8 protein-coding genes and 1 pseudogene are annotated in these 11,164 nt (G+C 56.5%); 4 read left to right on the forward strand and 5 right to left on the reverse strand.

Annotated features, from left to right (window positions below; genetic code table 11):
- Positions 1 to 6: 6 nt before the first annotated feature.
- The 5 genes from ACWR1S_RS12680 to ACWR1S_RS12700 are packed head-to-tail and all read right to left on the reverse strand — an operon-like array spanning position 7 to position 5,776.
- Positions 7 to 1,509 (reverse strand): glycoside hydrolase family 32 protein, encoded by a 1,503-nt coding sequence (locus ACWR1S_RS12680; RefSeq protein ID WP_454563729.1) that lies wholly within the window; start codon positions 1,507 to 1,509, stop codon positions 7 to 9.
- A complete protein-coding gene (locus ACWR1S_RS12685; protein ID WP_454563730.1) occupies positions 1,506 to 2,651 on the reverse strand; it encodes an ABC transporter ATP-binding protein in 1,146 nt (381 codons plus the stop codon). Before ACWR1S_RS12685 ends, ACWR1S_RS12680 begins: the two co-directional genes overlap by 4 nt.
- 27 nt (positions 2,652 to 2,678) lie before the next feature.
- A complete protein-coding gene (locus tag ACWR1S_RS12690; RefSeq protein WP_454563731.1) occupies positions 2,679 to 3,521 on the reverse strand; it encodes a carbohydrate ABC transporter permease in 843 nt (280 codons plus the stop codon).
- Positions 3,518 to 4,480: a carbohydrate ABC transporter permease gene (locus ACWR1S_RS12695; protein WP_368965862.1), complete on the reverse strand. Its 963-nt coding sequence runs from the start codon at positions 4,478 to 4,480 to the stop codon at positions 3,518 to 3,520. The genes ACWR1S_RS12690 and ACWR1S_RS12695 overlap by 4 nt, the downstream gene beginning before the upstream one ends.
- 21 nt (positions 4,481 to 4,501) lie before the next feature.
- Positions 4,502 to 5,776, reverse strand: a complete 1,275-nt coding sequence (locus ACWR1S_RS12700) for an ABC transporter substrate-binding protein (protein WP_454563732.1) — start codon at positions 5,774 to 5,776, stop codon at positions 4,502 to 4,504.
- A 165-nt stretch (positions 5,777 to 5,941) separates the two neighbouring features.
- Here ACWR1S_RS12700 and ACWR1S_RS12705 point away from each other — a divergent pair, with 165 nt between their 5' ends.
- The 4 genes and pseudogenes from ACWR1S_RS12705 to ACWR1S_RS12720 all read left to right on the forward strand — a co-directional run bounded on the left by ACWR1S_RS12705 (position 5,942) and on the right by ACWR1S_RS12720 (position 10,500).
- On the forward strand, positions 5,942 to 7,507 hold the full coding sequence (locus tag ACWR1S_RS12705; RefSeq protein WP_454563733.1) for a carbohydrate porin: 1,566 nt from the start codon (positions 5,942 to 5,944) through the stop codon (positions 7,505 to 7,507).
- A gap of 93 nt (positions 7,508 to 7,600) precedes the next feature.
- The gene (locus ACWR1S_RS12710) at positions 7,601 to 8,350 is read left to right on the forward strand and encodes a hydroxypyruvate isomerase family protein (protein ID WP_454563734.1); all 750 of its coding nucleotides are present in this window, start codon (positions 7,601 to 7,603) and stop codon (positions 8,348 to 8,350) included.
- A 161-nt stretch (positions 8,351 to 8,511) separates the two neighbouring features.
- Positions 8,512 to 9,027, forward strand: a pseudogene (locus tag ACWR1S_RS12715) (cupin domain-containing protein).
- A gap of 366 nt (positions 9,028 to 9,393) precedes the next feature.
- Positions 9,394 to 10,500, forward strand: coding sequence for an integrase (locus ACWR1S_RS12720; protein ID WP_454563735.1), 1,107 nt, complete (start codon positions 9,394 to 9,396; stop codon positions 10,498 to 10,500).
- Positions 10,501 to 11,164 lie beyond the last annotated feature (664 nt).

Below are 11,164 nucleotides of genomic sequence, written 5' to 3' on the forward strand. Positions count from 1 at the left end.
CGCCGCTCATGACCATCCAGAACCGAGCGGCCATGCCTTGGCAATCGAGACGCGGCCGCCACTCCCGCTCGCCACAAGCTTCACGCCCAGACTGTCGGAGCGCGGATAGAGGCGACTGCTGAGGCTGAAGCGGCCGTTTTCGTCGAACACCTCGATGGATGAGCGATCGAGGAACACGCGCAGCTCAAGACGCTCTAGCGTCGGGTCTATCGAGACGCTGCGCTGGCCGCTGACTTGCGTACCCGAGCGGCTGCGGTCAAGCACCAGACGCTGCAGTGACGCATCGTAATAGAGCAGGGTTTCTTCACGGCCATCGTCGCTGCAACGGAGGGCGACTCCCAGGTGGCCGTCAGTGCAGCCGAGCAGATCCAGATGCACATGGATTTCCAGCATGTCGCCGTTTACCTCCGGCACCCGGCGGGTTCCCGACGCTTCCCACCAGGGCGTCCCCGGCAATTGCGTCATTCGTAGCGCGCTGAGCTCCCGTGCCGGATACACGCAAAGGCGATCGGCGCACAGTTCCAGTTCGCGGGGCAATCCGAGCATGCCGCACCAGTGATGGGCCTGGCTCGGCATCGGGCTTTCCCACATGTCCAGCCAGGCCCATAGGAGGCGCCGACCATCGGCGGCCACCAGGGTTTGCGCCGCATAGAAATCGTGGCCGTTATCCAGCTCGATAAAAGGCCCACCGGTGAAGCGCCACTGGTTGTCGAGCTGGCCCACTCGATAACCGGTCTGGTACTTGTTGAGCCGGTCATAACCGTCGGCTTGCATGCCTTGTGGTGAGTACAGCAGCACATCGCGTCCGCTAAATCGGAACAGGTCCGGGCATTCCCACATATAGCCATCGCCTTCACTGCCAGTGGATACATAGTCGAGGAATTCCCAGACGTGCAGATCCGTGGAGCGGTACAACGGCAGCAGCGGCGTGTCGCCCAGACGTGCGCCGGCAATCAGGTACCAATGGTCATCCGCCTGCCAGACCTTGGGGTCACGGAAGTGCATGATGGTGTCTTGCGGCGCGCTGTCGATCACTGCGCCGTGTTTGACGAAGCGGATGCCGTCGTTGCTGGTTGCCAGACACTGGACCTGGCGGATCAAGCGCTCGTCACCCACTTCGCCCAGCCAAGTGTGTCCGGTGTAGATCAGGGCGAGGGTGTCGCCACAGACCACGGCGCTACCGGAAAAACAGCCGTCGCGGTCGCACTCATCGCCGGGTGCCAGCGCAATGGGCAGGTGCTGCCAATGCACCAGATCGGCACTCTTGGCATGACCCCAATGCATCGGCCCCCATTTCGCGTCGAAGGGGTGATGCTGATAGAAAACGTGATATTCGCCACGGAAGTACACGACCCCGTTCGGGTCATTCATCCAGCCGGCCGGCGGGGCAAGATGATAACCGGGTCGATAATCCTCGATGACGCGAGACTGGCTGTCAGCCAGGGCGCGCTGCGCAAGGTCAAGGGTCGAAGGCATTGGATCGCTCGCGGTATTCAAAGACAAGGTCATAGGGCGTGTGCTCGGATTGAGCGCAGAGAGAGGTCATCCGCCACGGATTCAATGGCGTGCGGGTGGCGCTTCAATGCCGTGCCGTCGGTGTCGAACAGGTGGATTGTGTCGATGTCCAGGTGCAGTTCGACCCGATCGCCTGTCCGCCATCCGGCGTTGACTTCACAACGACAGATCAGTGGCTCGTCCTGCCCGGTATCCAGATGCACATAGGTTTCACTGCCCAGGTATTCGACCCCGGTCACGACGACGCCAGCCGTTCCCGACGCTGCCCTGAGCGACAGGTGTTCCGGGCGAACGCCCAGGCTCAGCGAGGCGTCCGCCGCCAGGTTCGAGCTGTCGAAGGGCAGGGTGGTCATCCCCAAAACGGCAGCATCGATCAGGCTGGTTTCGCCCGGCGCCTGCAGGCGTGCCGGCAGGAAATTCATTCTCGGCGAACCGAGAAAACCGGCGACAAAGCGGCTCGCCGGGCGCTCGTAGAGTTCGCGCGGTGAGCCGACCTGCTCTATATGGCCGCCATTGAGCACGACAATTTTGTCGGCCAGGGTCATCGCTTCCACCTGATCGTGAGTGACGTAGATCATGGTCGAGCCCAATCGGTCATGCAGCCGGGCGATTTCGTTGCGCATCTGCACCCGCAAGGATGCATCCAGGTTGGAAAGCGGCTCATCGAACAACAGAATGTCCGGTTCCCGCGCCATGGCCCGGCCCATGGCCACACGCTGACGCTGCCCGCCAGACAGTTCTTTCGGTTTGCGTTGCAGCAGTTTGTCCAATTGCAGGATTTGCGCGGTTTTCAGTACGCGATCGCGCAAGCTGCTCTTTTCAGTTTTGGCCAGTTTGAGACCAAAACTGATGTTGTCGTAGACGCTCATGTGTGGGTACAGCGCATAGGACTGAAACACCATGCCGACGCCACGTTCGCGTGGTTCCAGGTCGTTGACTCGGCGCCCGTCGATCAGCAGATCGCCGGCACAGATCGAGTCCAGCCCGGCGATCAGGCGCAACAGCGTCGACTTTCCGCAGCCTGAAGGACCGACGAACACCACGAATTCACCCGCAGCGATCTCCAGGTTGATGTCGCGAAGAATCCGCGCGCCGCCCAATTGTTTGTTGACGTTGTCCAGTTTCAATTTCATCACGATGCGGTTCCTTGTCTTTATTGGGCATCAACCCTTTAACGCGCCGGCAGTGAGACCGGAAACGATTCGGCGCTGGAAGATCAGCACCAGAATCACCAGGGGGACGGTGACCAGCACCGAGGCGGCCATCAACAAGCCCCAAGGCAACTCATGGGGGCTGCCGCCGGAAATCAAGGCGATGGCCACCGGCACGGTGCGTTGGCTGTCGGTGAGGGTAAAAGTCAGGGCAAACAGGAACTCGTTCCATGCGGCGATGAAGGCCAACAAGCCAGTGGTGACCAGGGTGGGCCAGAGCAGCGGCAACAGCACGCGGGTCAGCGTCACCCAGGGTGAAGCACCATCCATGATTGCCGCTTCCTCCAGTTCATGGGGCAGTTGTCCCATGAACGTGGTCAGCACCCAGACGGTAAAGGGCAGGGTGAAAATCGTGTAGCTGAGGATCAGCGCCCACGACGTGTTGTACAGGCCCAAGGCGCGGATCACTTCGAACAGACCCGACAGCACTGCGACCTGGGGAAACATCGACACGCCAAGCACCATCATCAACACCGTGCCACGCCCACGGAATTTCACCCGGCCCAAGGCATAAGCAGCGGTCAGGCTGAGGAACAGCGCCAGGGTCACCACGCACAGCGCAACCACCAGCGAATTACCGATCGCCCGCAGGAATGAGGCCTGCTGGAGGACCGCCGCGTAATTGGAAAAGTCGGGATGTTCGATCCAGTAGCTCACCTCGAACAACGCGCTGGAGGGCTTCAGCGACGTCACGATGGCGTAGTAAAACGGGAACACCGCATACAGCAGCAACACCCCGATCAGGCACCAGAACCCGAGGCGCAACAGCGCTTTTTTCAGCAGGCGCGGGCTCATGCGCGGACCTCCAGTTGACGGCGTCCGAGGTAGAGATAAAGCATGGCGATCACCGCGACCACGAGAAACAACAGCGTCGATGCCGCGCTGCCGTAGCCGACATCCTGGAACTCCACCAGGTGCTGGCGGGCATACACCGACATGCTCATGGTGCTCGACGAATTCGAGGTCAGCACATAGATGACGTCGAATACCCGCAGGGAATCGAGGATGCGAAAGATCGCCGCCACCAGCAGTGCAGGCATCAACAGTGGCAGCGTGACGCGCCAGAACACTTTGAGCGGATGAATGCCATCGACCCTGGCCGCTTCGTAGCAATCGCTCGGCAACATCTGCAAGGCCGCCAGCATCAGCAGCGTGACGAAGGGCACGGTTTTCCAGACGTCAACGATGATCACCGCCCACATCGACAGGTCCGCATCTGCCGTCCAGGCCAGGGGGGCGTCAATCAGGCCGAGGCTGAGCATCAGGTGATTGATGATGCCGAACTGGTCGTTGAGCATCCATGACCAGATCTTCGCCGAGACAATCGTCGGAATCGCCCACGGAATCAGAATCAACGCACGCACCAGAGAGCGGCCGGTGAACTTGATGTTCAGCAGCAACGCCACCAATAGTCCCAGGACGACTTCCAGCCCCACCGAGACCACCGTGAAATACAACGTGTTGCGCACCGCATTCCACCACTGTGGATCGACGAGGATGCCCGACCAGCCGGCATCGCTGAACAACAGATAATTGCTCAAGCCTATGAAGGTTGCGCCACCGGTGTCCGCCAGGCTGGCGTCGGTCAGGCTGAACCAGAATGTGCGCAGCAGCGGCCACGCAGCCACCAGGGCCAGGCAGACCAGCATTGGCGTCAGAAACAACCAGGCCGCGCGCACCCGGCGACGTTGTACAGGCGTTTCCCTCGTGAGCAGCAGCTCGTCAAAGGGGGCATGGGTCGTAGAGACAGACATGGTGATTTCCTTCCTTGTGGCTTACCAGTTCCGGCGTTTGATGCGCGTGAGTTCGCTTTCCAGTTCGGCCAGTGCCTGATCGACGGGCAACTCGCCGGCCAGCACGCCATGCACCCGATCGAAGAAGGCATTGGAGACCCGCGGATAGCGATCGGCGGTGATGGCGGCGGGGCGCATGACCCCATCGTTGAGAATGCTGTGCAGCTGCGCGTAATAAGGCATGGCCGCGAGCAACTCGGGATCTTGATACAGCGACTCGATCACCGGGTTATAGCCGCCTCTCAGGGCACGACGCTTTTGCTCTTGGGCACTGCTCAGGTAGCTCACCAGTTCGGCGGCAAGTTTGGGATGCGCGCTGTAACGCGAGACCGCCAGGCCCCAGCCACCGAGGGTGGAGGCATGCTCGCCGGTTTCGCCGCCGCGGGGCAGGGGAGCGACGCCGACCTTGTCTTTTACGGCACTGTCCTGGCTTTGCACCAAGGCCCAGACATAAGGCCAGTTACGCATGAACAGCGCATTGCCCGACTGGAATACGCCACGTCCTTCTTCCTCGGTGTAGTTGAGCACGCCACGCGGGGAGATATCCCCGACCCAGCTTTTCGCCAGGGTCAACGCCGCTCTTGAGGCCTGACTGTTGACCACGATGTCGCCGCGTTGATTGATCAGTCCGCCTTGCGGCTGGCTGCTGATCCACTCCAGCGCATTACACGTCAGCCCCTCGTAGGCACGTCCCTGAAAGATATAACCCCACGCATTGGCGTTGCCGGCGTTGCGTTCAGCCTGTTGCACATCCCTGGCGATAGCGGTCATTTCTTCCCACGTCTGAGGAACCTGCTTGTTGTATTTCTCAAGCAAGTCTTTGCGGTAATACAGCAGCCCCGAGTCGGTGAACCACGGCATCGTCACCAGTCGGCCGTTGACCGTGGCGTTATCGACCTGTGCCTGGAAGTAGCCTTGGGTCGCGTTGGCGGGCAGCACCTCACGCAGATCCATCAGGTGTTTGGCCAGCATCCCCGGCCAGACCATATCGATTTGAATGATGTCGATGTCGGTGGACTGCGCACTGAGGATCTGCTGGTAGAACGACAACCTTTCGGTCGCCGAGTTAGGCGTGGAGACCACCTCGACGTTGTTGCCAGTCTGTTTCGACCATGCATCGACAGCCTCCTTGCACAGCTGCAACTCCGCACCCACCGCACCGCACGAGATCGTCAGATCGGTTGCGCTCGAGACGGATGGCAGTGCGGCAGACAGGGTGATCAATGCGACGGGCAGGAGCGATTTCAGGTGTTTCATCGAGCGTCCTTTATTTTTGTTTTTAGAAAAGTTAACGTTAACATCGCCAAATGTAGCAGCGTATTTGCGAGGAGGCATCCTTTTTTTGTCGTTTGTGACAACTCGCGACTCACGCAAAAAAGGCAATCGCGGCAACCAAAAATAAAAACAAAACAGGGAATCAACATGCAGAAAGGATCAAGCTGGCTACTGGTCGGTGTGCTCGGCACATCGGCGGCGGCTTCTCAGGCCGCGACGCTGGAAGAGCGCATGGCCGCACTTGAAGCCCGTGCCAGCGCAGCGGAAAAACGTGCAGCCACGGCCGAACAGCAGACCCAGGTACTCGCCCGGGAATTGCAGCAGATCAAATTCGCGACGCCGCCCTTGCAACCTGTCGCGTCTAACGCAACAGCCATTTCGGCGCCTGCTCTGGACACGCGACTGGCAAAACTCGAAGCCCGTCAGCAAAGCCTGGAGAAGGAGGGCGGTACCGGACACCTCACCGATGGGTTCAGCTTCAACGGCTACGCGCGCTCCGGATTGCTGGTCGATGAGGGACTGGGGGGTGGCCGTGGCGGCCCTTATACAACGCCGGCCGGCTCGGTGGGGGGGGCAGTCGGGCGACTCGGCAACGAAGACGACACCTACATGCGTATCGACCTGTCGAAAGAGACCTATGCGCAAAACGGCACCCGTGCCAAATTCACGGTCTCCATCGCCGACGGCGTGGAAAGCTCCAATGACTGGACGGCCGACGAAAGCAAACTCAACGTTCGCCAGGTCTTCACAACGCTCGACCATGTCGCTGCGTTCAAAGGTAATTCAGTCTTCGAGAACGCTACGCTGTGGGCAGGCAAGCGGTTCGATCGAGATAATTTCGATATCCACTGGCTGGACTCGGACGTCGTCTACCTGGCCGGTACCGGCGGTGGAATTTACGATGTGCAGGTGAACAAACATTGGCGCTCGAATTACTCATTGATCGGGCGTAGCTACGGGGATTTCAGTCAAGGCGGTATTAATGCCGATGTGGAAAGCTACATCCTGACCTCCAACCAGTTCTTCGACGATGGCCAGTGGCAGTGGATGTACAACGCCATCGGCGCAAAGAAAAATGATTTCGGCACCCGCACCAATAAAGCCGGTTTAACGCCTGCGGATTCCGGTTTGCACAGCATGCTGGCCAATCACCAGAAGAACTTTTTCGGCAGGGAAGGCTTCTTCAAAACGGCGCTGCTCTATGGGCAAGGTCTGGGGGCAGAGGTCAAGAACGTTGGCTCGGATGGTGAACTGATCGACGAGGCCCGCGCGCTGCGTCTGGCACTTTACGGGGAGACCCCGCTGACCTCTGACTGGCGCATCGGCCCCAGTGTGCTGGCCGAACAGAGCAAGGATCGATACGTCAAAGGTGACGACTACCGCTGGCTGACGCTGAACGTGCGACTGGCCAACAAAATCAACAGCAACTTCGAAATGGCCTACGAAATGAGCTGGCAAACCATGAACCTCGACCCCAAAGGCTATCTACAACGTAATGCGGTCGATGGTAACTTCTGGAAATTCACTGTCGCCCCGACATTCAAACTTGACGTTGGCGATCTACTCACGCGTCCGGAGTTGCGCGTATTCGCCAGCTACATGAACTGGTCTTCGGATCTGGACAGGTTCAGTACTAACGACTCCTTTGGCATGTCCGACTTCCAGGCTGGAGGGGTGTGGCAGTACGGTATACAGATGGAAACCTGGTTTTAATCGTTGAACGCACTTGCGATAGTGCAGTGCTGGAGCGGCGAAGGATGCTCCAGGCTGATGATGTCGTTTCTTCCCAGGATGGATGATTACCCAATGCTCAAGTTCAATGCTCATCTCGGCTTCCAATTCAATGAACTGCCTTTTCTGCAACGCATCGAAGCCGCCGCAGCCGCGGGTTTCCGGGCGGTGGAGTTCCCGTCGCCGTATGAATTCGACGCAAGTCTGCTTGCCGACCATCTAGCCCAATACAGCTTGCCGTTGATTCAGTTCGCCGCCCCGGCGGGCGTGACCAAAGGCATCGCCGCGTTACAGGGCAGGGAAGAGGAGTTTCGCGATGGGTTGCGCCAGGCCGCCCGCTACGCAAAGGCGTTGGCATGTTCGGATGTCCACATCATGTCGGGCGTTACCACGCAGAATGAGGCAGAGCGTATCTACGCGGGCAACCTGGACTATGCGGTTAAGTACTTGGAAGACCAAGGGCTGCGGCCACTTATCGAAGTGATCAGCGCGGAGGCGATGCCGGGCTATTACATGTCCGACTTCAGCAAGGCGCAACAGGTACTGGAGACCTTCCCGAGTGTCGGGCTGATTCTTGATCTTTACCATGCGCAGCTTTTGACCGGAGACGCAGCCGATGTGCTGGCGCGGTTTTATGACAGAACCGTCCATGTGCAAATTGCCGATTGCCCGGGTCGTCACGAGCCGGGAACGGGGAGTATCGACTTTGCAGCGTTGTTCGCGGCGCTGGAGCAACGCGGCTATGCAGGATGGATCGGGTGTGAATACCGTCCTTCTGGCTCTACCGTTGCGAGTCTTGACTGGATCAAGCAGCTGAGTGCTTAGGTGCTAGACGAAAATCTTTGAGTCGCTGATTTCGTGATGGGGTGTAGAAGTAGGGTGATGATCGAAAAAATCGTCGATTGTCGCCCATTTACAGTTAACTACACTAAATGGTCGTTTAGTTGAGCTATCAAAAAGCCACGATCAAATCAATGGAGCGGGCGATGATTCAACGTGAAACAAGCGCACAAGACGTGATCAATGCGTTGGATCTCGAACCTCACCTCGAGGGTGGCTATTTTCGTAGAACCTATCAGTCAGACCATCGTGACTGGCTTGAAACCGCTGCATGACCGCGTTACCTGATGACGTCGATCTACTATCTGCTGACCGAACAATCGCCGGTGGGCCAGTTTCATTTCAACCAGTCGGACATCCTGCATTTTTTCCATTTGGGCGACGCCATCGAATACAACCTGATTGATGCTGACGGCTCGCTGCAAACGCTGGTGATGGGCAACGACGTTTTGGCCGGACAGCATCTGCAATTGCACGTACCGGGCGGCATCTGGAAAGCATCACGATTGCTGAATGGCGCAAACGGATTTGGATTGATCAGTGAAGCGGTTTCGCCAGGGTTTGATTTTGCCGACATGGAGATGGGGAGTCGCCAGAAGCTCACGACAGCGTTTCCACAGCATCGAGCGTTGATTGAAAAGCTGACGCGGGATGAGGATTGAGCGATGCAGATCCAAGGGATTATAAGATTGAAGGGAAAGACGATTTGAGGCTTCGCAGGAGAATGAAATCCCGTGGACAACGAGGCTAATCTCGAAACATCTTGTTACGTGTAATGTATATTATGTTAAATCATGTCAATTGATCCATACAACGACAGTTGTCCACTCTCACTAAACCCCGATCGCTTTTCCAGAAAACTCCGTTTGCTGGAAAATCAGACGCTTGGCGCTCCATCCGCATATTCTCTCTTAGGTTGCCCTGTCATTAACGTCCGGTTCAGCAATAACACCCAGAAACTGGTCAGTGCATGGCGTATCTGCTAAAAATAAGTACACCATCAATGATTTTAGCTGGCGAGTGCAGCAATGAAGCGGCCGTTCGTCCCATTCCCTATCTTTCCTCCTTACAGTCACTGGCATCCTAATCGGGTGCCAGATTTCCCAAGCAATCTACAAGTCATAGACTGTCTAAATGACGTCAGCCAATCGAGCCATCCATTCATTAGTACTTGGTACGTCAATCAGTTCATCAATTGGGTTGCCCACTGCTGGAACCCTATTAATCCTCAACTGCATTACAGCTCATGCATCAATGGTCTAGAAAAAATGCTCAACTGGAGCTTCGCGAACAATCGTTGTTTGCTTGATTGGACGCGCTCCGATTTCGAGAGTTATTCGGAATTTATCCGTAGTCCTCCGCCTGATTGGACATCGGCTGGAAAACAATCGAGGTTCTTAGGAAGTCCATCCAAGGATTTTCGAGAATGGAGAATCAATCCTACTTGGATAATTTTCCAAGGCAACCGTCCCGCAGGATCTCGTGAATTTGCTAAAAAGGTGTGGGAGCGAGAGATTAGATGCGTAAGTCAATTCATGGATTTCTACCTGAAGACCGTGTCCACAAACAGAGAGAACGTGGCCACTGAAAGACTTAAATTTCTCACATTTAAAATTTCAGAGGCTCTAGGCGCTGTTTCTGATGAAGTTTTTAACTGGATATTGAAAACTCTACCAACATTGGATTTGAGCACGCACGATGTGCAGCTGCTTTCGATGTACCTGATGATCGCTAGGCATTCGGCTCGCCCCATGTGGCATGTGCTGGGTACCGCATCAAGCCCCGGACGCGTTGAGCAGTTCACGCGCAGTGATCAGGGTATTTGGCAGGAAACCAACCCAAAAAATGGCAATTTGGTGTCCTTATCAATTGAATTTGGACAGGCATTTGAGCGTTACCTATTTTACCTGAATATCGACTCCAAACAGCCTTTACCTGACTCCAATCTCTTTCCCAGAGGTTACGCACTGGGCGCATTTTCCCTCACGGCGCTTTGGCGAATGATATGTTCGATTAGGGGGCGTCTTGCAGATATAGCAATGACATCGGACAACCCGAATATTGCCAACGAAGCTCAAAATATCCGACGACTAACAGCTGTCATGATATCTATCCGCAAACTCAGCAAATCGTAATACTATCTTTCGCTATTTTTCTAAGTAAGTTTGGCAGTCTACCTACTACGTAGATGGTGGGGCTCGCGCAGAACTGCTTCATCCGCCCTGCCCCAGCATTGACTACCCTGCACTATTCAACGTCACGGCAACTGGTCGGGCTAACAGTTAGGAGAATGAAAGTACGGATGGATCATTCGATCCGCCTATCCTGCGGTTCGCCTACATGGTTTCGGCGAAAAGGCCTTCGTAGCAGTCTGTGACATATTCATTCAAATCGAACTTATCCGTGAAGAAGGCGCGCCTTGAGCTGACATTGAAACCCAGACTGAATCTGCAGCACCTCCGACACGACCATCGCTCCTGCGGCTGGTGCACATAAAAATAGGCCCACCACATCAGTGGGGTTTATCGCTGAATCACGGACGATATTGCAGACACGGTTGACGTGCTCAGCTCTTAATCTCGTTAAGGCTGAGCGCATGATTATATTTATTATCATCGATGCTAATTGCGCGGATAGCGCCGTCCACGCTGGCGCCATGGTTAACCAGGCGGGCGATGTTGAGGCGATGGATAGCGCTGTTTCAAGCTGGGGGGGGGGGGGTGATGGGGTTACGAAAAGGTCTTAAATAATGGGATCAATTTTGGTTACCCCATGTTCCGTTTGGTTTGGTGCCAGCAC

It is taken from the genome of Pseudomonas sp. AIG (assembly GCF_977020205.1).